At 67.9% G+C, this 20,758-nt stretch carries 22 protein-coding genes; 2 read left to right on the top strand and 20 right to left on the bottom strand.

Annotated elements, in window-relative coordinates; all coding sequences use genetic code 11:
* Nucleotides 1–47: 47 nt before the first annotated feature.
* Nucleotides 48–620, top strand: a complete 573-nt coding sequence (locus tag FHU38_RS06070) for a cob(I)yrinic acid a,c-diamide adenosyltransferase (RefSeq protein ID WP_167167450.1) — start codon at nucleotides 48–50, stop codon at nucleotides 618–620.
* Nucleotides 621–626: 6 nt separating this feature from the next.
* Here FHU38_RS06070 and FHU38_RS06065 read toward each other — a convergent pair whose 3' ends face one another.
* From FHU38_RS06065 to FHU38_RS06010, 12 genes are all read right to left on the bottom strand, one after another.
* Nucleotides 627–1,061: a DUF2550 domain-containing protein gene (locus tag FHU38_RS06065; RefSeq protein WP_167167446.1), complete on the bottom strand. Its 435-nt coding sequence runs from the start codon at nucleotides 1,059–1,061 to the stop codon at nucleotides 627–629.
* A 23-nt stretch (nucleotides 1,062–1,084) separates the two neighbouring features.
* Complete coding sequence (locus tag FHU38_RS06060; RefSeq protein ID WP_167167442.1) at nucleotides 1,085–1,450, bottom strand: F0F1 ATP synthase subunit epsilon; 366 nt, start codon at nucleotides 1,448–1,450, stop codon at nucleotides 1,085–1,087.
* A gap of 123 nt (nucleotides 1,451–1,573) precedes the next feature.
* Nucleotides 1,574–3,007: a F0F1 ATP synthase subunit beta gene (atpD, locus tag FHU38_RS06055; RefSeq protein ID WP_167167439.1), complete on the bottom strand. Its 1,434-nt coding sequence runs from the start codon at nucleotides 3,005–3,007 to the stop codon at nucleotides 1,574–1,576.
* Nucleotides 3,008–3,010: 3 nt separating this feature from the next.
* On the bottom strand, nucleotides 3,011–3,943 hold the full coding sequence (locus tag FHU38_RS06050; protein ID WP_167167436.1) for a F0F1 ATP synthase subunit gamma: 933 nt from the start codon (nucleotides 3,941–3,943) through the stop codon (nucleotides 3,011–3,013).
* Between the two features lie 6 nt (nucleotides 3,944–3,949).
* Nucleotides 3,950–5,596: a F0F1 ATP synthase subunit alpha gene (gene atpA, locus FHU38_RS06045; RefSeq protein WP_167167433.1), complete on the bottom strand. Its 1,647-nt coding sequence runs from the start codon at nucleotides 5,594–5,596 to the stop codon at nucleotides 3,950–3,952.
* Between the two features lie 60 nt (nucleotides 5,597–5,656).
* Nucleotides 5,657–6,478 (bottom strand): F0F1 ATP synthase subunit delta, encoded by an 822-nt coding sequence (locus FHU38_RS06040; RefSeq protein ID WP_167167430.1) that lies wholly within the window; start codon nucleotides 6,476–6,478, stop codon nucleotides 5,657–5,659.
* 7 nt (nucleotides 6,479–6,485) lie between these two features.
* Nucleotides 6,486–7,046 (bottom strand): F0F1 ATP synthase subunit B, encoded by a 561-nt coding sequence (locus FHU38_RS06035; protein ID WP_313886671.1) that lies wholly within the window; start codon nucleotides 7,044–7,046, stop codon nucleotides 6,486–6,488.
* Nucleotides 7,047–7,074: 28 nt separating this feature from the next.
* Nucleotides 7,075–7,326, bottom strand: coding sequence for an ATP synthase subunit c family protein (locus tag FHU38_RS06030; protein ID WP_009155686.1), 252 nt, complete (start codon nucleotides 7,324–7,326; stop codon nucleotides 7,075–7,077).
* 88 nt (nucleotides 7,327–7,414) lie between these two features.
* Entirely contained in the window at nucleotides 7,415–8,197 is a 783-nt protein-coding gene (gene atpB / locus FHU38_RS06025) for a F0F1 ATP synthase subunit A (protein ID WP_167167427.1), read from the bottom strand.
* A 202-nt stretch (nucleotides 8,198–8,399) separates the two neighbouring features.
* The gene (locus tag FHU38_RS06020) at nucleotides 8,400–8,867 is read right to left on the bottom strand and encodes a hypothetical protein (protein ID WP_167167424.1); all 468 of its coding nucleotides are present in this window, start codon (nucleotides 8,865–8,867) and stop codon (nucleotides 8,400–8,402) included.
* Complete coding sequence (locus FHU38_RS06015) at nucleotides 8,864–10,027, bottom strand: glycosyltransferase family 4 protein (protein ID WP_167167420.1); 1,164 nt, start codon at nucleotides 10,025–10,027, stop codon at nucleotides 8,864–8,866. The genes FHU38_RS06020 and FHU38_RS06015 overlap by 4 nt, the downstream gene beginning before the upstream one ends.
* A 70-nt stretch (nucleotides 10,028–10,097) precedes the next feature.
* Nucleotides 10,098–10,748 carry an L-threonylcarbamoyladenylate synthase gene (locus FHU38_RS06010; protein WP_167167417.1) on the bottom strand — a complete coding sequence of 217 codons (651 nt, stop codon included), beginning with the start codon at nucleotides 10,746–10,748 and terminating at the stop codon, nucleotides 10,098–10,100.
* A gap of 100 nt (nucleotides 10,749–10,848) precedes the next feature.
* Here FHU38_RS06010 and FHU38_RS06005 point away from each other — a divergent pair, with 100 nt between their 5' ends.
* Nucleotides 10,849–11,214: a hypothetical protein gene (locus tag FHU38_RS06005; RefSeq protein ID WP_167167414.1), complete on the top strand. Its 366-nt coding sequence runs from the start codon at nucleotides 10,849–10,851 to the stop codon at nucleotides 11,212–11,214.
* Here the strand turns inward: FHU38_RS06005 and prmC are convergent.
* The 8 genes from prmC to lysA form a co-directional block, all read right to left on the bottom strand.
* Nucleotides 11,211–12,074, bottom strand: coding sequence for a peptide chain release factor N(5)-glutamine methyltransferase (gene prmC / locus FHU38_RS06000; protein ID WP_167167411.1), 864 nt, complete (start codon nucleotides 12,072–12,074; stop codon nucleotides 11,211–11,213). The genes FHU38_RS06005 and prmC overlap by 4 nt on opposite strands.
* Before the next feature lie 124 nt (nucleotides 12,075–12,198).
* Nucleotides 12,199–13,269, bottom strand: coding sequence for a peptide chain release factor 1 (gene prfA, locus FHU38_RS05995; protein WP_167167408.1), 1,071 nt, complete (start codon nucleotides 13,267–13,269; stop codon nucleotides 12,199–12,201).
* 95 nt (nucleotides 13,270–13,364) lie between these two features.
* Entirely contained in the window at nucleotides 13,365–13,595 is a 231-nt protein-coding gene (gene rpmE / locus FHU38_RS05990; protein WP_167167404.1) for a 50S ribosomal protein L31, read from the bottom strand.
* Nucleotides 13,596–13,755: 160 nt separating this feature from the next.
* Entirely contained in the window at nucleotides 13,756–15,699 is a 1,944-nt protein-coding gene (rho, locus tag FHU38_RS05985) for a transcription termination factor Rho (RefSeq protein WP_167167401.1), read from the bottom strand.
* 320 nt (nucleotides 15,700–16,019) lie between these two features.
* Nucleotides 16,020–16,916, bottom strand: a complete 897-nt coding sequence (gene thrB / locus FHU38_RS05980) for a homoserine kinase (protein WP_313886670.1) — start codon at nucleotides 16,914–16,916, stop codon at nucleotides 16,020–16,022.
* Nucleotides 16,913–17,995: a threonine synthase gene (thrC, locus tag FHU38_RS05975; protein WP_167167398.1), complete on the bottom strand. Its 1,083-nt coding sequence runs from the start codon at nucleotides 17,993–17,995 to the stop codon at nucleotides 16,913–16,915. The genes thrB and thrC overlap by 4 nt, the downstream gene beginning before the upstream one ends.
* Nucleotides 17,992–19,287: a homoserine dehydrogenase gene (locus FHU38_RS05970; RefSeq protein ID WP_167167395.1), complete on the bottom strand. Its 1,296-nt coding sequence runs from the start codon at nucleotides 19,285–19,287 to the stop codon at nucleotides 17,992–17,994. Before FHU38_RS05970 ends, thrC begins: the two co-directional genes overlap by 4 nt.
* 20 nt (nucleotides 19,288–19,307) lie before the next feature.
* Nucleotides 19,308–20,747, bottom strand: a complete 1,440-nt coding sequence (lysA, locus tag FHU38_RS05965; RefSeq protein WP_167167392.1) for a diaminopimelate decarboxylase — start codon at nucleotides 20,745–20,747, stop codon at nucleotides 19,308–19,310.
* Nucleotides 20,748–20,758 lie beyond the last annotated feature (11 nt).

Raw genomic sequence — 20,758 nt, 5'->3', positions numbered from 1 at the left:
GTGGTCGGCAGGCGATCACGGATCTCCCTTCGCCGTAGACTCCCGGCATGGCAGTACGGATCAACCGCGTCTACACCAGGGTCGGCGATACCGGCACCACCGCGCTCGGCGACGGTTCCAGAGTCCCCAAGACCGACCCACGCCTCGGCGCGTACGCCGACGTCGACGAGACCAACTCCGTCGTCGGGGTCGCCATCGCACTCGGCGGGTTGTCCTCCGAGGTCAGCGACGTGCTGCGGGCAGTGCAGAACGATCTGTTCGATGTGGGCGCGGACCTGTCGAACCCGGTGACGCCGAACCCGGAATTTCCCCCGCTGCGGGTGACCGAGCAGTACATCGAGCGGCTGGAGAACTGGTGTGACGAGTTCAACGACCGGCTGGGCAAGCTGACGTCGTTCATCCTGCCGGGCGGCACAGCGGGCGCCGCGCTGCTGCACCAGGCCCGCACGGTCGCGCGGCGAGCGGAGCGCTCCGGCTGGCTGCTGGTCGAGGCCGACGCCGAACGCACGAACGCGTTGGCGGTCAAGTATCTGAACAGGCTGTCCGACCTGCTGTTCATTCTGGCGAGGATCGCTAACCCGGACGGCGACGTGCTGTGGCAGCCCGGCGGGGGCCGGTGAGCGCTGTCAGCTCGCGCGCGGGATGCGGCGGCCGGGTGGCGCCGACTCCAGCCAGGAGAGAAAGCCGGTCAGCGCTCCCGGCCCCATCGCGATCTCGATGGGCTCCTGCCGGTCCGACCCGCAGCGCAGCACGGTGGAACCGGCAGGAACGGCGTACGACTCGTTACCCACCGGCTCCCTGCGGTTGGCCACCTGCAGGTGCTCCCTGCGGAACACCCGATCGGGCCCGGTCCGCAGGCTCCACACCCGGTACCAGACGAACTCCTCGCCCTGGTACCTGCCGATACCGAGGTGCCAGCCGGACCGCTCCCTGTCGGGTTGCCAGCGCAATGCCACGCTGACGCCGCCCAGCCTGCGCATGCGCAACCAGCGCAGCGCGTACCAGCCGGACAGGACCAGCAGCACGAGCAGGAGGGCGAGGACTACGATCGCGATGTCCATGGCCGGCTCCCGCTCATCGTCCGTCAGACCGACTGACCAGCCGCCCGAAGCCGCGCCGCGGCTCTAGCGCGCTCTGTCTCGTCCTCGCCGGTCAAAGCTCGCCGCGCCGCCTCGATGTCGATCTCCTCACCGAGCTCTGCGGACTCCGCGAGTACGCTGACCCTGTCAGAGGTGATCGACAGGAAGCCACCGTGCACGGCGGCCGTGATGATGTCGCCGCCGGTGGTGGTCACTTTGACGATGCCGCCCTCGACCAGCTGCCCAAGTACGGGCTCGTGGCCGGGCATCACGCCGATCTCACCCTCCGTGGTCTGGGCGACCACGAACGTGGCGGTACCGGACCACAGGCGGCGCTCGACGGCCACAACCTCGACGGACATCTCAGCCACGTAGCTCTCCTTCGACTGGCGCGTGGTCCACCCAGTGTAATAGGCGTACCGGCGGTAGCGGCAGGTGATACACGAACGACGGGGCCACATCCACAGTGGACGCCGCCCCGCCGCTCGCGGAAATCACTTGCCGGTGATCTGCTTGTACTTCTTCTCCAGGTCATCGAGTCCACCGATACCCAGGAACGCCTGCTCCGGGTAGTGGTCGAAGTCGCCCTTGGCGATCCGGTCGAAGGCCTCGATGGTCTCCGACATCGGCACCGTCGAGCCCGGCTGGCCGGTGAACACCTCGGCGACAAGCATGTTCTGCGACAGGAACCGCTCGATGCGGCGGGCCCTGTTGACCGTCAGCTTGTCCTCCTCCGACAGCTCGTCCATACCGAGGATCGCGATGATGTCCTGCAGCTCCTTGTACTTCTGCAGGATCCGGATGACCTCGGAAGCCACCCGGTAGTGCTCCTCACCGACGATCGCGGGGTCGAGGATGGTGGAGCTGGAGGCCAGCGGGTCCACCGCGGGGAAGATGCCCTTCTGGAACACCGACCGCGACAGCTCAGTGGTGGCGTCGAGGTGCGCGAACGTGGTGGCGGGCGCGGGGTCGGTGTAGTCGTCCGCGGGCACGTAGATGGCCTGCATCGAGGTGATCGACCGGCCTCGCGTCGAGGTGATCCGCTCCTGCAGCGTGCCCATCTCGTCGGCCAGTGTCGGCTGGTAACCCACCGCGGAAGGCATCCGGCCCAGCAGGGTGGACACCTCCTGGCCCGCCTGGGTGAACCGGAAGATGTTGTCGATGAACAGCAGCACGTCCTGGTTCTGCACGTCGCGGAAGTACTCCGCCATGGTCAGCGCGGACAGCGCGACCCGCAGTCGGGTACCGGGAGGCTCGTCCATCTGGCCGAAGACGAGAGCGGTGTCGTTGATGACCCCGTCCTCGCTCATCTCCAGGAACAGGTCGGTGCCCTCACGGGTGCGCTCACCGACGCCCGCGAACACAGAGGTACCACCGAAGTTCCTGGCGACACGGGTGATCATCTCCTTGATGAGCACCGTCTTGCCGACGCCGGCACCACCGAACAGGCCGATCTTGCCACCTTGCACGTACGGGGTGAGCAGGTCGATGACCTTCAGACCGGTCTCCAGCATCTCGGTCTTGCCCTCGAGCTGGTCGAACGCCGGTGGCTTGCGGTGGATGCTCCAGCGCTCCAGGTCGGCGCCGTAGCCGGGCTCGTCGAGGCACTCGCCCAGCGCGTTGTAGACGTGGCCCTTGACCTTGTCGCCGACGGGAACGGAGATGGGACCGCCGGTGTTGGTCACCTCCGCGCCACGCACAAGGCCGTCCTGCGGCTGCAAGGAAATGGTACGGACCAGGTTGTCACCGAGGTGCTGCGCGACCTCCAGGGTCACGGTCTTGCGCAGCTCCTCGAACTCGATCTCGACCTTGAGCGCGTTGTACAACTCGGGAATCGCGCCACGGGGGAATTCGACGTCGACGACCGGCCCGGTCACGGAGACGATGCGGCCCTTGGTCGCGGTTGCTGTGTCTTGGACGGCAGTCATTGCTTACACATCACTTCCTGTGGCGGCGAGTGCATCGGCCCCACCGACGATTTCGCTGATCTCCTGGGTGATCTGTGCCTGGCGCGCCTGGTTCGCCAGCCGGGTGTAGGTGTCGACCAGTTCGCTGGCGTTGTCCGACGCGGACTTCATGGCGTTGCGCTGGGCGGCTAGCTCAGAAGCCGCCGATTCCAGGAGCGCCGCGAAGATTCGCGTGTTGATGTACTTCGGCAGCAGCGCGCCGAGCAGTACGTCGACACTGGGCTCGAAGTCGTAGGCGGGTGGGATCGTTTCCGCCTCCGAGGTGTACTCGACCTCCAGCGGCGCCATCCTGCGGGCGACGGGGGTCTGGGTGAGCATCGAGCGGAACTCGGTGTAGACGATGTGCAGTTCGTCCACCCCGAGCACGCCGTCGGGACCAGGCCTGTCTCCCTCGTCGTCCGCACCGGCGAGGAACGCCTTGACCAGGGTCTGCCCGACCTCGGCGGCGTTGTCGTAGTGCGGCTGCTGGGAGAAGCCCGTCCAGCTGTCGACCACCTCGCGGCCACGGAACCGGAAGTAGTTCAGGCCCTTGCCGCCGACCACGTACAGCCGTGGCTGCTTGCCCTGCTCCCGCAGCAGTGAAAGCAACTCCTCGGCCGTCCGCAACGCGTTGGCGTTGTAGGCGCCGCACAGCCCCTTGTCACTGGTAACCACCAGCACGCCGGCTCGCCTCGGGTTCTCCCGCTCCACCAGCAGCGGGTTGTCCAGGTTGGCCGAGGCGCCCGCGAGCGCGGAGAGCACGTTGGTGATCTCCGTCGCGTACGGCCTCGACGCCTCCACCCTCGCCTGCGCCCTGCTGATGCGGGAGGTGGCGATGAGCTCCATCGCCTTGGTGATCTTGCCGATGGATTTGGTCGCCCGGATCTTCTGCCGGAGCTCACGAAGTTGCGCGGCCATCGCTGCCTACTTCTTCGTCGGGGCCGGGCGGTGCACCTTGACGGATTCCTGCCCCACCTTGTCGGCCTCCATGGGCTCGGCCTCCGGTCCGGTGGAAAGCTGGCCACCCCCGGAGGTAGTGAAGCCCTTCTTGAACTCGGCGACCGCGGCGACGATCCGCTCGGCGAGATCGTCACTCCACACGCCCTTGTCCCGGATCTCGGCCAGGATGTCGTCGTGCTTGTGCCGCAGGTTCTGCAGCAGCTCGCTGTTGAAGCGGGCGGTGTCCTCGATCGGGACCTCGTCGAAGTACCCGTTCGTACCGAGGTACACGGTCACCACCTGCTGCTCGACCGGGATCGGCGAGTACTGCGGCTGCTTGAGCAGTTCGTAGAGCCGCGCGCCTCGGTCGAGCTGGGCCTTCGAAGCCGCGTCCAGGTCGGAGGCGAAGGCGGCGAACGCCTTCAGCTCCTCGTACTGGGACAGGTCGATCCGCAGCGAACCCGACACCGTCTTCATCGCCTTGATCTGCGCGTCACCACCGACTCGCGACACCGACGTGGTCACGTCGACGGCGGGCCGCTGGCCGGAGTTGAACAGGTCGGACTGGAAGAAGCACTGCCCGTCGGTGATCGAGATCACGTTCGTGGGAATGTAGGCGGAGATATCGTTCGCCTTGGTCTCGATCACGGGCAGACCGGTGAGCGAACCGCCACCCAGCTCGTCCGACAGCTTCGCGCAGCGCTCGAGCAGGCGGGAGTGCAAGTAGAACACGTCACCGGGGAACGCCTCGCGGCCCGGCGGGCGGCGCAGCAGCAGCGAGATCGCGCGGTAGGCCTCTGCCTGCTTGGTGAGGTCGTCGAAGACGATCAGCACGTGCTTGCCCTGGTACATCCAGTGCTGGCCGAGTGCCGAGCCGGAGTAGGGAGCCAGCCACTTGTAACCGGCCGAATCGGACGCCGGCGCCGCGACGATCGTCGTGTACTCCATGGCGCCCGCGTCCTCGAGGGACTGGCGCACCGACGCGATCGTGGAACCCTTCTGGCCGACCGCGACGTAGATGCAGCGCACCTGCTTGGTGGGGTCGCCGCTCTCCCAGTTCGCCTTCTGGTTGATGATCGTGTCGACGCAGACGGCGGTCTTACCGGTCTTGCGGTCACCAATGATCAACTGACGCTGACCGCGGCCGATGGGAGTCATCGCGTCGATGGCCGTGATACCGGTCTGCAGCGGCTCGCCAACCGGCTGCCGCTCGACGACCGAGGCGGCCTGCAGTTCGAGAGCGCGCCGCTCGGTGGCCTCGATGTCACCGAGGCCGTCGATCGGCTTGCCGAGCGGGTCGATGGTGCGGCCGAGGAAGTTGTCGCCAACCGGAATCGACAGGATTCGGCCGGTGCGCTTGACTTCCTGGCCCTCCTCGATGGACTCGTAGTCACCGAGGATGACGACGCCGATTCGACGCGGTTCCAGGTTCTGCGCGACGCCCAGGATGCCGCCGGGGAACTCCAGCAGCTCATTGGCCATGGTGGACGGCAGTCCCTCGACGTGGGCAACGCCGTCACCGGTGTCGACGACGACGCCGACCTCTTCCCGGCTCACGTCCGGGGAGTAACTCGAGACGTAGTTCTCGATCGCGTTGGCGATCTCATCCGAGGAGATCGTCAGCTCCGCCATGTCGTTCCCGCTCTCACTTCGTTCCTGCCAGTATGCAAAGTTTGTTCGCTCACCGGGCGATCAGCCGGTCAGCTGCCTGCGCAGTGCGTCGAGCCGACCGGCGGCGCTGCCGTCGATCACCTCGTCGCCGACCCGCACGACCAGGCCGGCCCCGATGCTCGGGTCGAACTCGACGTGCAACGCGATCGACCGCTCGTACAGTTGCCCGAGCTTTGCCGCCAACCGCTCCCGCTGCTCACCGGTCAACTCCGTCGCGCTCTTGACGTATGCGACCGAGCGCTGACTGCGCGCCGCGGCGAGTTCGACGAGCCTGTCAACGCCGCTCGCGACGCTGCGCCCACGCGGGCGGACAACGACCTGCTCCACCAGCACCGCGGTGATCGGGTCGACCTTGTCCGCGACGAGGTTGCGGATCAGGGTCCGCTTCGCGTCAGCGGGAGCTGTCTTGTCCGACAGTGCCCGCTCCAGCTCAGGTTCCGTGTCCAGGATACGGGCGATTCGGAACAGCTCGTCCTCTACCGTGTCCAGTTTGCCGCCCTTTTCGGCCCCCGTGAGCAGCGCGGTCTGCCCTAGTGCCTCGATACCGTCCACCAGCTCGCGCGAGCTGGACCAGCGGTTGCCGACGACGGCGTCGAGCACCCGGAGCGAGGGGTCGGAGACCTTGCCTTCCAGCAGGCTCCTGACCAGCCGCTTGCGGGCCTCGGGGTCCGACGAGCCGTCGGAGACGGCCCGCCGTAGCCCGATCTCCCTGGTGAGCAGGCCCACCACGGAGAGCAGCTCCTCCCCGACCGCGGACGGGTCAGCGCCCGCGTCGCCGAGCACCTCGTCGAGCCGAGCCTCGGCGAAGCTCAGAGCCTCGCGGCTCGCAGCATGCAGCGTCATCTACGCCCTACTTCCTCGCTCCGGCCGCACCATTGCCACTGGCTTCGAGTTCGGCAAGGAACCGGTCGACGGTGCCGCGGCGGCGCGCCTCGTCCTCGAGCGACTCGCCGACGATCCGGCTGGCCAGCTCGATGGCGTTGCGTCCGAGTTCGGCCCGCAGCTCGGCCACGATCTGCGCGCGCTGGGCCTGCAGCTGGGCCTCACCCTGCGCGACGATCCGCCGTGCCTCTTCCTGGGCCTGTTCCCGCAGCTCTTCCTTGATCTGCTCGGCCTCCACCCGCGCGTCGTCGCGGATCTTGGCCGCCTCGGTTCGCGCCTCGGCGAGCTGCGCCTTGTACTGCGCCAGCGCCTGCTCGGCCTCGGCCTGAGCGTGTTCGGCCTTCTCGATGCCGCCCTCGATCTTGGCGGTCCGCTCCTCGTAGAGCTTCTCGAAGCGCGGCACCGCGTACTTCTTGAGCAGCCACAGCAGGATCAGGAAGGCCACCAGGCCGAGAATGACCTCGGACAGGTGCGGCAGAACCGGACTCGGCTCCTCTTCCTGGGCCAGGATCATCGATGTCTTGAGCACAGCGTCTCCCAAACAGCCGCAGGCCGGCTCAGGCGGAGATGAAGTAGATGACCAGGCCGATCAGCGCGAGCACCTCGGTCAGCACGAACGTGGTCCAGGCGATACCCATCAGCTTGCCCTGGGCCTCGGGCTGGCGCGCGGTGCCGTTGATGACTGCCGCCCAGATCAGACCGACACCGATACCGGGGCCGATGGCGCCGAGACCGTAGCCGATAGCGGCAAGACCCGGGTTGATGTCGACCGCGGCCTCCGCGGCCTGCGCGAGAACAATGTTGCTCACTTACATATCCCTTTCAACTCGGTCCGCAGCCTCTGCGGATCGGGGGCTTTGCGTCAGTTCCTGCTCGTGGTCGCGCTCATGCGGCCCGTCAGTGGTCGGAAGCCAGTGCCATGCCGATGTAGCCCGCCGACAGCACCGCGAACACGTAGGCCTGGATAACCTGGATCAGCGCCTCCACGAAGGTGAGCAGAATGGCGAAGGCGAACGACACCACCGACATCGCCTTCAACGCCGGGGCCGCCTCCAACAGCAGATACTCGCCGCCGATGGTGAACACCAGCAGAATGAGGTGCCCTGCGAACATCGCGGCGAAAACTCGGATCGCCAGCGTGATCGGGTTCATGATGAACTTCTGCAGGAACTCGATCGGCGTCAGCAGCAGGTAGATCGGCTTCGGTACGCCAGCGGGGGCCAACTGGTTCCTCAGGTACCCGCCGAGGCCGTGCCGCTTGATTCCCACGAAGTGGTAAACGGGGTACACGACCAGCACGGAAAGTGCCAGCGGGAATCCGATGTGCGACATCGTCGGGAACTGGAATAGCGGGACGATCCCGAAGATGTTGTTCACGAGAATGAACGTGAACAACGCGAGGATCAGCGGCACGAACGGCCGGAAGTCCTTCGATCCGATCTGCTCTCGCGCGATGTTGTTACGGCCGAAGTCGTACACCGACTCCGCGGCGAACTGCCATTTGCCCGGTACGATCTTCAGGTTCCGCGAGGTCAGCAGGAAGAACGCCCCGATGATGATTACCGACAGCACCACAAGCAGCATGGGCTTGGTGATGCCGAGGAAAATCGGCGGCAGGTTGAAGTCTCCGGCGCCAGGAGGGGCGAACTCGCCACCTTCGGCTAGTACCAGCGCGCCCAACTGGGCTCCTTCCGGTTCTCCCGGCCGGCGTTCACTCCGCCGGGGGAATCGTCACGATCTGGACTTAACGTACCCGATACAGATCGGGTACCTGGAAGCGGCTGGCGGCTGTCGTCGGACCAACCGTGACCGCCCCATGGCGCGGACGATACCAGCCTTCCAAGCCACTCCGTACGGCCGTACTCCTTTACCGGTTCCCCGCCTACTCGCCGGAGTCCGGGATGATCGTCGGGATCTTGGTTCGGCGGAACGCGATGGCCTCGGCCGCGGCCCAGACCAGCACCACCGCGAGGAAGGTGAAAGCGACCGCGTAGGGGTGCAGCGCGTCGATGCCCTTCAACAGGGTCATCACGCCCAGCAGCACGAGCAGCTTGAGGATGTAGCCGCCGAGTGCGAGTGCCATCACGGCCATCGGGTCCATGTTCGACGTCTTGCGCATCAGCCACAGTGTGACCAGCGACGACGCGAACGCGACCGCGCCGCCGACAGCCGCGCCGAACAGCCCGGGAAGCCCGACGAGGACGGTCGCGACGATCATCCCGAGCAGCACCGCGACGACCGCGGGCCACAGCGCCGTGCGCAGCATCGCGTCGGCGAGTTTGAGCACCTGCTGTGCGTGCGGGTTGGGTTTGCCGGTGTCGGTCCTGTCGCCGGAGTTGTCGTTGGTCATGGGGCTCCCTGCTGGTTTCTGGACTTCAGTCTAGGGACCGCCGAGATGAGCGCGGCCACCAGCAACCCGGCACACGTGATCCAGAACACTGCCCAGGTGTCGAACAGTGTCGCCGCGACAGCACCGAACGCCAGCAGCCCCGCCCACAGATAGATCAGCAGCACCGCCCTGCGCTGCGAGTGACCGATCTCGAGCAACCGGTGGTGCAGGTGCATCTTGTCGGCGGCGAACGGGCTCTCACCGCGCCGGGTTCGCCGCACCACCGCGAGCACAAGGTCGAGCAACGGCAGGAACAGCACCGCGGCCACCACGAACAGCGGCGAGAGCAACGCGACCACGTCGGTGGCGTCGAACAGCTGGTACTGGATCTTGCCCGACGCCGACGTGCTGGCCGCCGCGAGCATCAAGCCGATCATCATCGACCCGGAGTCGCCCATGAAGATCTTCGCGGGCTGGAAGTTGTGCGGCAGGAACCCGAGGCAGGCACCCGCCAGGGTCGCCGCGATCAGCGCGGGCGGGTAGGTGCCGACATCACCTCCTGACGAGGCGAGCAGACCCAGCGAGAACGCCAGCGTGGCAGCGGCGGCGATGAGGCCGAGGCCGCCTGCCAACCCGTCGAGGCCGTCGACGAAGTTCATGGCGTTGACCATCACCACGACCAGCAGCACGGCCAGCAGACCGCCCTGGTTGCGATCGAGGATGATGACCTGGCCGATCGCGTCGGCGTCACCGCCCCACGGCACCCAGAACGACACCCACTGCAGGCCGAACAACACGAGGATGCCCGCGCACATCACCTGCCCTGCGAGCTTGGTCCACGCGTCCAGCTCGAACCGGTCGTCGAGCGCACCGATCAGCACGATCACGCCACCGCCGACGAGCACGGCGACCGGGTCGTAGGAGTACTCGAAGGCTCGCCGCAGCACCGGCAACTGGTGGGCCATCGCCATGCCACCGAGCACCCCGAGGTACATGGCAAGCCCGCCCATGCGCGGGATAGGCAACACGTGCACGTCGCGCTTGCGCGGCACCGCCACGGCACCGACCTTGATGGCGAAGCGGCGCACGACGCCGGTCAGCAGGAAGGTCAGGGCCGCGGAAACGAGTCCGACGAGGATGTACTCGCGGATGGGCAAGCCTGCGGTCACAACGGGGGTCACGGATGTGTCATCCCCTGCCGACGGGACTCTGCGGGATCACGGTGCGCAACGCTACCGTTACCGGAAACGGTCACGAGCGGGGGCCGACCTCGACGCCGAGGACCTCGGAAACGGCCTCGGCACTCACCGCACCCTCGCGCAGTAGCACCGGCTCCTCACCGGTGAGATCGACGATCGTTGACGGAACGGGTTCCCCGCTCGGACCGCCGTCGAGGTAGACCGCCACGGAATCGCCGAGCTGGTCGAGCGCCTCCTGCGCGGTCGCCGCGGGTGGCTGACCCGAGACGTTGGCGCTGGAGACGGCCATCGGACCCACTTCGCGAAGCAATTCGAGTGCGACGGGATGCAGCGGCATCCGAAGCATGACCGTGCCTCTCGTGGTGCCGAGGTCCCAGTTCAGGCTGGGAGAGTGCGGCAGCACGATGGACAAGTCGCCCGGCCAGAACGCCTCGATGAGCATCCTGGCCTGCCGCGACACACCGAGCGCCAGTCCGTCCACTGTGGACCACGAGCCGACGAGCACGCCGACGGGCATGTCCGGGCCTCTGCGTTTTGCCTGCAACAGCCCCCGTACCGCGACGCCGTCGAAGGCATCGGTACCGATCCCGTAGACCGTGTCGGTCGGCAGCACGACCAGCCTGCCCGACCGCACCGCCGCGGCGGCGGCCCGCAGGCCGTCGGCCCTCGTCTGCGGTTCACCGCAGTCGTACACCGCGCTCATGGCCGAAGCTTAGCGAGCCACGCCCGACCGCACCGGCGGCGGTGGCAACCGGCGGTAGCGCTACACCATGCCCAACGACGAGTGCGGTAGGAATACACCCATGAGCAGCCCGCAGCACCCCGAACCGGTCCCACCGCACCTGCCGGTGGCACCGCCGGTGAACCCCGCCGAGCAGGCGCCACCGCCGCGGACATCCGGTGGACGCAACGGCTTCGGCACCACGTTGCTGGCCACGTTGGTGTGGGTGCCGGTCAACTTCTTCGTGGCCGTCGCCATCCTCGGTGGCCTGCCTTCGGCACGAGTCGCAGGGGCCTTCATCGGGTCGATGATCGTGCCCGCCGTGGTGGCTGCGCTGGCGACCTGGCTGATCGCGCGCAGAAGCGAGCGGCAGTGGGAGTTCTGGAAGCTCGTGCTGCTCGCGCTGCCGTTCTTCCTGGTGATCAGGATTCTGTTCGGCGTTCGCTAGACCCGCAGAGCCGTCACGAACCGCGGCCTTCCCGCCAGATCGGCGTGGTCTACGACGTCGGTCAGGACGCTGCGTGCCCGCAACAACGGCGGCACGGCCTTGCCGTGGGTGTCGTCGTGCTCGATCGCGACGCCCCCGCCGGGCCGCAGCAGCCTCGCCGCCGCGGACACCGCGTGCCGGATCACCGCCAGGCCGCCCTCGGCGGCGAAAACCGCCTGCGGCGGGTCGTAGTCGGCGACCTCGGGCGGCACGGGTGTGCCTTCCGGAACGTACGGCGGGTTGCACAGCACCAGGTCCACGAGGCCGTCCAACTCCGCGAACACCGTGGGGTCGCTGATGTCGCCGGAGTAGAGGCGGATCGGCGTGTCTCCAGCGCGCTTGCGGGCTTCGGCGTTGTGCCGGGCCCATGCCAGCGCGCTGGGGTCGTTGTCCACCGCGTACACGACCGCGTCTGCTCGCGCGTGTGCCACCGCGAGCGCGAGCGCACCCGACCCGGTGCACAGATCCACTACGACCGGGTATTCGCGGCCCCTCAGCAGCTTCAGCCCCCACTCAAGCAGCAGTTCGGTTTCCGGTCGTGGTACGAACACGCCCGGTCCGACATCGACGGCTATCCCGCCGATTCCGGCCCACCCGATGAGGTGTTGCAGCGGCACCCGCTTCGCACGCTCGGTGACGAGCCTGCCGATGGCCTCCACGACGGGCGGATCGACCAGCGGCACCAGCGGCAACCTACCGCGCTCGACCCCCAGAACATGTGCGGCGATCAGTTCCGCGTCGGTCCTCGCCGACGCCACGCCCGCCCGCTCGAGGATTCTGGTCGCCTCAAGGATCGCCAGTCGCAAGGGCTGTCTCTTCACGGCTTCAAGCCTGGCACAACTACCAACCGCTGCCGGGTACCTACGCGGCGAACGCACCGCGCGACCGCCGAGTCGTGCCGGGCGAGCACAATGGACACGATCGCGTCGCGCGCCACGCGGTGGCTCACGACTGCGCGGCGGCCAACCGCTCCTCCCTGTCGGCGGCGCGCAGCGCGTCGAGGACCCCGTCGAGATCCCCGTCGAGGACCTGATCCAGGTTGTAGGCCTTGTAGTTGACCCGGTGATCGGAGATCCGGTTTTCCGGGAAGTTGTAGGTGCGCACGCGCTCGGAGCGGTCGACGGTGCGGACCTGGGAACGACGGGCGTCCGCCGCCTTCGCAGCGGCCTCCTCCTCGGCGATGGCCTGCAGTCTCGCCTGCAACACCTGGATGGCCCTCGCCCGGTTCTGGATCTGCGACTTCTCGTTCTGGCAGGACACCACGATCCCGGTGGGCAGGTGCGTCACCCGCACAGCGGAGTCGGTGGTGTTCACGCTCTGCCCGCCTGGGCCGGAGGAGCGGAACACGTCGATACGCAGCTCGTTCGGGTCGATCTCGACCTCGATCTCCTCCGGTTCCGGGTAGACCAGCACGCCGGCAGCGGAGGTGTGAATCCGGCCCTGCGACTCGGTGGCGGGCACTCGCTGCACGCGATGTACGCCGCCCTCGAACTTCAGCCGCGACCACACGCCATTGACTTCGTTGCCCCTGCCCTTGACCGAGACGGTCACATCCTTGTATCCACCCAGATCGGACTCGGTGGCGTCCAGGATCTCGACCTTCCAGCCCTGCCGCTCCGCGTAGCGCAGATACATGCGCACCAGATCGGCGGCGAACAGGGCCGACTCCTCACCGCCCTCGCCGGACTTGACCTCCAGCACGACGTCGGAGGCGTCGTAGGGGTCACGCGGAAGCAGTAGTTCGGTCAGCCTCGCCTCCAGAGCGGGAACGCGCTCCTGCAGCTGGCTCGCCTCCTGAGCGAAGCCCTCGTCCTCGACCGCCAGTTCCTTGGCCGTCGCCAGGTCGGAGCGGGCGCTCTCCAGCTCGTTCAGTGCCTTCACCACGGGAGCCAGCTCGGCGTAGCGGCGCCCGAGCTTGCGGGCGCGGGCCTGGTCGGCGTGCACCGACGGGTCCGCCAGCTGCTGCTCCAGCTCGGCGTACTCGTCGAGCAGCCCACGCAGGGAAGATGATTCCACGGTTACCTCTGGCTACCTCTCGTGAAGACCGGGTCCGAACGCGAAAACGGCGCCCGTCCTGCCGACTGGGACAGGATCGGGCGCCGCCGTTGAAGCTACTTGGCGTCCTTGCTCTTTCCCCGCCGCTTGCCGTAGCGAGCCTCGAACCGCGCGACCCGGCCGCCGGTGTCCAGGATCTTCTGCTTGCCGGTGTAGAACGGGTGGCAGTTCGAGCAGATCTCGACCTGGATATTGCCGGAAGCCTTCGTGCTCCTGGTCGTGAACGTGTTCCCGCAGCCACACGTGACGGTGGTGACCACGTACTCGGGGTGAATACCGCTCTTCATGGTGTCCTCTCTCGATGGCCGCCGGGTCCTCCGTGCGGGGAGGTGAACCGGTGCCGGACGTCAACGCGGGCGATTCTGCCAGAGCGTTTCAACGCTCCTGCCCGCGCCCTTGTTCCCACTGCTGGCTGACACTGCTAGTTGACACTGCTAGTTGACACTGTTAGTCGTCGTCCGCGCCAGGCGCGGTCTTGGACACCTGCATCAAGAACTCGATGTTGGTCTTGGTCTTGCGCAGTCGGTCCAGCAGCAGGTCGATGGCCTGCTGCGAGTCCAGCGCGTGCAGCACCCTGTGCAGCTTGTGCGTCACCGCGAGCTCGTCCGGCGACAGCAACAGCTCTTCCTTGCGGGTGCCGGACGGGTTGACGTCCACCGCGGGGAACACCCGGCGCTCGGCGATCTTGCGGTCGAGCTTGAGCTCGGCGTTGCCGGTGCCCTTGAACTCCTCGAAGATCACGGTGTCGCCGGTTGAACCGGTCTCAACCATCGCGGTGGCGAAGATCGTCAGCGAGCCGCCGTCCTCGATGTTGCGTGCCGCGCCGAGGAACCGCTTCGGCGGGAACAGCGCGGTCGAGTCCACACCACCGGAGAGGATGCGGCCCGAAGCTGGCGCCGCCAGGTTGTAAGCGCGGCCGAGCCTGGTGATCGAGTCGAGCAGGACCACCACGTCGTGCCCCATCTCCACGAGGCGCTTGGCCCGCTCGATGGACAGTTCGGCGACCGAGGTGTGGTCCGACGGCGGCCGGTCGAAGGTCGAGGCGATGACCTCGCCCTTCACCGAGCGTTGCATGTCGGTGACCTCTTCCGGCCGCTCGTCGACGAGCACGACCATCAGATGGCACTCGGGGTTGTTCGTTGTGATCGCGTTGGCGATGTCTTGCAGGATCGTGGTCTTGCCCGCCTTCGGCGGAGACACGATCAGCGCACGCTGCCCCTTGCCCACCGGCATCACCAGGTCGATGACGCGCGTGGTCAGCTTGTTCGGCGCGGTCTCAAGCCGGAGCCGCTCGTTGGGGTACAGCGGGGTCAGTTTGTGGAACTCCGGGCGCTTCTTGGCGACCTCGGGGTCGAGCCCGTTGATCGAGTCCACCCGCACCAGCGGGTTGAACTTCTGCCGCTGCTGCTCGCCCTCCCTCGGCTGGCGCACCACACCGGTGATGGCGTCGCCCCTGCGCAGCCCGTACTTGCGCACCAGCGACAGCGACACGTAAACGTCGTTGGGCCCCGGCAGGTATCCGGAGGTGCGGACGAACGCGTAGTTGTCGAGTACGTCGAGGATTCCGGCCACCGGGAGCAGCACGTCGTCCTCACGGATCTCGGTGTCGGCGCCACCGCCGCCCTCACCGCGGCCACCGCGGCGGCGGCGGTCGCGGAACCGCCTGCCCCTGCGGCCGCCTCGCTCGTCGTCGTCCTGGGTGCCCTGACCGCCCTGACCACCATTGCCCTGCTGACCGCGCTGCCCGCCGTTCTGCTTGCGCTGCTCGCCCTGCCCGTCGCCGCGCTGCTCGGACTGCTGGCCGGACTCCTCGTCGCCGCGCTGCCCCGCGTTGCCATCGGCTCCTGCGCCCTGGCGGGACGAACCACGCCTGCGCCTGCTCCGGCCGGAGCCTTCCTCCTGCTGGCCGTCGCCGGACCTGGTGTCCGTGGCCGAGTCACCCTGCTTGGCGGCGGGAGCCGACTCGGAGCCCTTAGCGGACTCGGAACCGGTCGGCTGCGACCGCTCGCCCGTGGCCTGCCGTGAGGAGGTGCGCTGCTCGCTCTTCTCCCCCTTGGCCTCCATGTCGGCCTTGCCTGCCGACCGCGCCTCGCTGACGCCGTCGAGTGGCAGCGTCTCGTTACCTTCGTTGGCCGTTGCCTTCACCCGCTTCGTCTTGCCCTGACGTTCACGAATAGCGGCGATGAGGTCTCCCTTGCGCATACCGGTGGTGTCGGTGATGCCGAGCTCACCGGCCAGCGCGCGCAGGTCGGCGATGACCATGCCGGAGAGACCCCCCGGCCGCCGCTTCGGTGCCGTGCCCGTGCCGTTGGCCTGCGGCGCCTGCTCCCCTTCACCCTGGCTCGCGGCCTGGGCCTCCACGTCGCCGCTCAAAAGATCGGTGTTGCTCACACATGTCCTTCCTGACCGATCCACGCCTCCACGGTGGACCAGCGGACCGCCGCCCGCGTCCGATTGCGAGACGGCTGCTGAGGTTCCCAGTGCAGACGGGTCCGACGCCAGAGTGCGGGACACAAGCGGCGGAGCCGCCTTCACGGGAATGGGCCGACCACCGTGTCTACCGGGAACCCGTCTAGAACGAACGGAAGATCCGATCCGGAAAGATCCGGAACCAGCACCGGGTGCGGAAATGCACGGTGACCGAACGCCCCCGAGGGTAGACCGCCCAAGGTCGCGGTGCAACAACCACCCCCTGCGTGGCGTGCCTCACGTTACTCGCTCGTGGCGATCCTCACGCCGGCCGAATCGACCGGCAGTTCAAGGACGTCAAAATCTGAAACATCGACAGACCCCGGGAGTATTCCCGTGGTGGTGAGCGCGAGCACGGACGGTCCCGCACCGGATACCGCGGCTGCCACGCCCCGCTGCCGCAGCGCTCGCACTAGCCGGATGGTCCCTGGGAACGCGGGCGCGCGGTAGTCCTGGTGCAGCCGGTCCTCCGTGGCCGTCAGCAACAGGTCGGGCCGCGCCGTGAGCGCGTGCACGGCCAGCGCCGCCCTACCGACGTTGAACGCGGCGTCGGTGTGCGCGATCCGCTCCGGCAGCAGACCCCTGGTCTGCCCCGTTGAGGAACGCTCGGCAGCCACAGCCACGACCGGCCGGATCGACGGGTGCGGCCGCAGCCGTTCGGCGTGGAAGCGCGTGCCCTCCTGCCACGCGACGACGAACCCGCCGAACAGGCTCGCCGCGGCGTTGTCGGCGTGGCCCTCGAACTCCGCGGCGAGTTGCAGTGCGGTGTGGTCGACATCCTTGCCCGCGAGCGCGTACCCGGCGGCGATCCCCGCCACCACCGCGGCGGCCGAGGAACCAAGGCCCCTGGCGTGCGGGATCGCATTGTGGCAACGCAACCGCACGTCCGGCAGATCCAGTTCGAAGTGCGCACATGCCCGCCGCAGCGCTGCGAACACCAGATGCGTCTCGTCGGTCGGCACGTCCGACATGTCGCCAGCACCGGCGTCGATCACCTCTACCAGCGGGCCCGAGTCGGCCAGGCGCACCTCGACGACGTCGTAGAGGCCCAGCGCCATCCCGAAGCTGTCGAAGCCGGGGCCGAGGTTGGCCGTCGAAGCTGGCACTGTCACGGTCACGGTGCGCGTCCCCGCGGTCACGACAGCTCCAGTGCGACGGCGACAGCCCTCGGGTCCACCGCGAGCGGCTCCACCTCCACATTTCCCTCCAGGGCAGTGGCCGGGTCCTTCAGCCCGTGCCCTGTCACGGTGCACACCACCGTCGACCCCCTCGGCACCCTGCCGTCGGCGGCCGCGGCAAGCAGCCCGGCGACGCTGGTGGCCGAAGCGGGTTCCACGAACACACCTTCCCTGCGGGCGAGCAACCGGTAAGCCTCCAGGATGCGCTCGTCGCTGACGGCGTCGAAAAACCCACCACTGGCGTTGCGGGCCTTGACGGCGGACTCCCACGAAGCCGGGCTGCCGACTCGAATCGCGGTGGCGATCGTCTCGGGGTTCTTCACCGGCTCGCCCAGCACCAGCGGAGCCGCACCTTCGGCCTGAAAACCGAACATACGTGGCGTCTTGCTCACCACCCCGTCGGCGGCGTACTCGGTGTAGCCGGCCCAGTACGCGGTGATGTTGCCCGCGTTGCCCACCGGCAGGCAGTGGATGTCGGGTGCGTCGCCGAGCACGTCGCAGATCTCCCACGCCGCGGTCTTCTGCCCGACCAACCGCACCGGGTTGACCGAGTTGACCAGCGTGACCGGGTAGTCGGCCGCCGTCTTACGGGCGAGTTCAAGGCAGTCGTCGAAGTTGCCGTCGACCTGAAGGATCCGCGCGCCGTGCAGCACCGCCTGTGCCATCTTGCCCAGCGCGATCTTGCCCTGTGGCACGAGCACCGCGCTGGTGAGCCCAGCCCTTGCGGCGTATGCCGAAGCCGAAGCCGAGGTATTGCCCGTGGAAGCACAGATCACCGCCCGCAGCCCACTCGCGAGCGCGTGGGTGATCGCGACGGTCATGCCCCTGTCCTTGAACGAACCGGTGGGGTTGGCGCCCTCGACCTTCAGGTACACGGTGCTACCGGTCAGTTCCGAAAGGTGCGGCGCTAGCAGCAGCGGGGTGTTGCCTTCCCCAAGAGTGACCACCTCCGCGCCCTGCGGAATCGGGATGCGAGCGGAGTAGGCGTGGATGATGCCAGGCCAACCCGCCCGCGCGGAGGCCGCCTCGGCGGTACTCACGAATCCTCGCCCTCCACCCTCATCACGCTGACCACCTCGCGGACGACGTCCAGCTTGCCGATCTGTTCCACCGTCGCCCGCAGCGCCGCGTCGGGCGCGAGGTGGGTGACGATCACCAGGCTCGCCGTCGACAGCCGGTCGCGCTGCCGCACGGCGGCGATGCTCACGTCGTGCACGGCGAACGCCTGCGCGATCTGCGCCAACACCCCGGGACGGTCGGCCACGTCGAGGCTCACGTGATACCTCGTAGGGGTCTGCCCCATGGGCCGTACCGGAAGGGCGGCGTGCGCGGACTCGCGCGGACCACGCCCGCCCGCGACCCGGTTGCGTGCGGCAGCGACGAGATCGCCGAGCACCGCGCTCGCCGTGGGAGCGCCACCCGCGCCCTGGCCGTAGAACATCAGCTCCCCCGCCGCCTCCGCTTCCACGTAGACGGCGTTGAACGCGCCACCGACCCCGGCGAGTTGGTGGCTGCGCGGGATCATCACTGGGTGCACCCGCGCCGAGACCGACTCGGTGCCGTCGTCGGCGACCACCCGCTCACAGATCGCGAGCAGTTTCACCGTGCGGTTGAACAGCTTCGCCGCCGCGATGTCGGAGGCATTGATGCCCGCGATGCCCTCGCGGTGCACATCGGCCGCCGTCACGCGGCTGTGGAAGGCGAGCGAGGCGAGAATCGCCGCCTTGGCCGCCGCGTCGTATCCGTCCACATCGGCGCTGGGGTCGGCCTCGGCGTAGCCGAGCCTGGTCGCCTCGTCCAGTGTCTCTGCGTACCCTGCGCCGGTGGAGTCCATGGCGGACAGGATGAAGTTCGTCGTGCCGTTGACGATCCCCATCACGCGCATGATCCGGTCACCGGCGAGCGATTCCCGCAGTGGCCGCAGCAGTGGGATCGCCCCCGCGACGGCCGCCTCGTAGTACAGGTCGGCTCCGGACGCGTCCGCCGCTTCGGACAGCTCCGCACCGTACTCCGACAGCAGCGCCTTGTTGCCGGTGACAACCGACTTTCCCTTACGCAGCGCGGTGAGTAGCCAGCCGCGCACGGGGTCGATGCCGCCGATCAGCTCAACGACAACGTCCACATCGGACTCGACGAGTTCACCGGCGTCCGCCGTGAGCAGGTGCTGCGGAAGCTCCGGATGCTTGTCGGGGCGGCGAACAGCGATGCCCGCGATCTCGATCGGCGCACCGACCCGCGCCGCCAACTCCTCGCTGTCCTCGATGAGCCTGCGAACCACCTCGCTGCCCACCGTGCCACAGCCGAGCAGCGCGACTCTAACCGGGTCGCTCACGCCAAACCCACCATCCTCGCTCACGGCACCTCCAGGCGCAGCATGTCCTCGTACGTCTCCCGCCGCAGCAGCAGCCGGTGCGTGCCGTTGCGCACGGCGACCACCGGCGGCCGCGGTTGCCGGTTGTAGTTGCTCGCCATCGAGTAGCAGTAGGCACCCGTGGCCGCCACCGCCAGCAGGTCGCCGGGCGTGAGCGTGTCGGGCAGCCAGCAGTCCCGGACGACCACGTCGCCGGACTCGCAGTGCTTGCCCACCACCCTGGACATCGCGGCGCCGACCTCCTGCGGCTGGCCGTCGTCACTCGCCCTGGAGACCAGCCTGCAGTCGTAGGCCGCGCCGTAGAGCGCGGTACGGATGTTGTCGCTCATCCCGCCGTCGACACTGACGAACCGCCGAACGGCGTCGTCGCCGAGCACCACATCCTTGATGGTGCCCACCTCGTAGAGCGTCACCGTTCCCGGACCCGCGATGGCACGGCCCGGCTCTCCCGCGATACGCGGCACAGGCAGATCGGCGAACTCGCATTCCTTGCGAACGATGTCCCTGATCTGCGTGATCATCTGTGCGGGCGGTGGCGGGTTGTCCCGCTCGGTGTAAGCGATCCCGAAGCCACCACCAAGATCCACAGTAGACAATTGTTCGGTCAGCTCGGGACCGTGTTCTTTGCGCAGGTCGGCGATCAGGCCGATAACCCTGCGCGCGGCTACCTCGAAGCCGTCCGCGTCGAAGATCTGGGAGCCGATGTGGCTGTGCAGGCCGACGAGCCGCAGCGACGGCGTGTTGAGCACCCTGCGCACGGCCTCGGCCGCGTCACCGGCCGCCAGCGAGAACCCGAACTTCTGATCCTCGTGGGCTGTCGCGATGAACTCGTGCGTGTGTGCCTCGACCCCGACGGTCACGCGCACCAGCACGGGTTGCACGACGTCGCGGCTCGCCGCGACCTCCGCGAGCCGTGCGATCTCGTAGAAGGAGTCGAGCACGATCAGCCCGACCCCGGCCTCGACAGCCGTCTGGAGTTCCTCGACCGACTTGTTGTTGCCGTGGAACGCGATTCGCTCCGGTGGGAAGTCGGCCCGCAAGGCGATGGCCAACTCCCCGCCGCTGCTCACGTCCAGGCTCAGTCCCTGGTTCTTGACCCAGCGCGCCACCTCGGTGCACAGGAACGCCTTCGCCGCGTAGTGCACCAGCGCCGGATCGTCGAAAGCCTCGGCGTACTCCGCGCAGCGCGCCTTGAAATCGGCCTCGTCGATGACGAACAGTGGTGTGCCGTAGGTGCGTACCAGCTCGCGGACGTCGACGCCCGCGATCCGCACGACACCGTCGGGGGCGCGGAAGGCGTTACGAGGCCATACCTTCGGGTACAGCCGATCCAGCTCTTCCGAAGTAGACGGTGGGAGACCTGACTGTGGTGCGTGCGGGTGAACCTCCGCGTGCCGCGGCCCCGCCGGGTGTGCGCACATTTACCGCGTTT

The sequence above is a fragment of the Saccharomonospora amisosensis genome, from assembly GCF_011761185.1.
Taxonomy (GTDB): domain Bacteria; phylum Actinomycetota; class Actinomycetes; order Mycobacteriales; family Pseudonocardiaceae; genus Saccharomonospora_A; species Saccharomonospora_A amisosensis.
The sequence above is the reverse complement of the archived record's forward strand: the minus strand, read 5'-3'. Positions and strand labels throughout refer to the sequence as shown.

What these genes read in the sequence shown, in the direction of transcription:
- FHU38_RS06020 (WP_167167424.1), bottom strand. Translation starts at nt 8,867, where the DNA reads ATGACCAACGACAACTCCGGCGACAGGACCGACACCGGCAAACCCAAC.
- FHU38_RS06010 (WP_167167417.1), bottom strand. Translation starts at nt 10,748, where the DNA reads ATGAGCGCGGTGTACGACTGCGGTGAACCGCAGACGAGGGCCGACGGC.
- FHU38_RS06005 (WP_167167414.1), top strand. Translation starts at nt 10,849, where the DNA reads ATGAGCAGCCCGCAGCACCCCGAACCGGTCCCACCGCACCTGCCGGTG.
- lysA (WP_167167392.1), bottom strand. Translation starts at nt 20,747, where the DNA reads ATGTGCGCACACCCGGCGGGGCCGCGGCACGCGGAGGTTCACCCGCAC.
- FHU38_RS06065 (WP_167167446.1), bottom strand. Translation starts at nt 1,061, where the DNA reads ATGGACATCGCGATCGTAGTCCTCGCCCTCCTGCTCGTGCTGCTGGTC.
- FHU38_RS06070 (WP_167167450.1), top strand. Translation starts at nt 48, where the DNA reads ATGGCAGTACGGATCAACCGCGTCTACACCAGGGTCGGCGATACCGGC.
- atpA (WP_167167433.1), bottom strand. Translation starts at nt 5,596, where the DNA reads ATGGCGGAGCTGACGATCTCCTCGGATGAGATCGCCAACGCGATCGAG.
- atpD (WP_167167439.1), bottom strand. Translation starts at nt 3,007, where the DNA reads ATGACTGCCGTCCAAGACACAGCAACCGCGACCAAGGGCCGCATCGTC.
- rpmE (WP_167167404.1), bottom strand. Translation starts at nt 13,595, where the DNA reads ATGAAGAGCGGTATTCACCCCGAGTACGTGGTCACCACCGTCACGTGT.
- FHU38_RS06040 (WP_167167430.1), bottom strand. Translation starts at nt 6,478, where the DNA reads ATGACGCTGCATGCTGCGAGCCGCGAGGCTCTGAGCTTCGCCGAGGCT.
- FHU38_RS06050 (WP_167167436.1), bottom strand. Translation starts at nt 3,943, where the DNA reads ATGGCCGCGCAACTTCGTGAGCTCCGGCAGAAGATCCGGGCGACCAAA.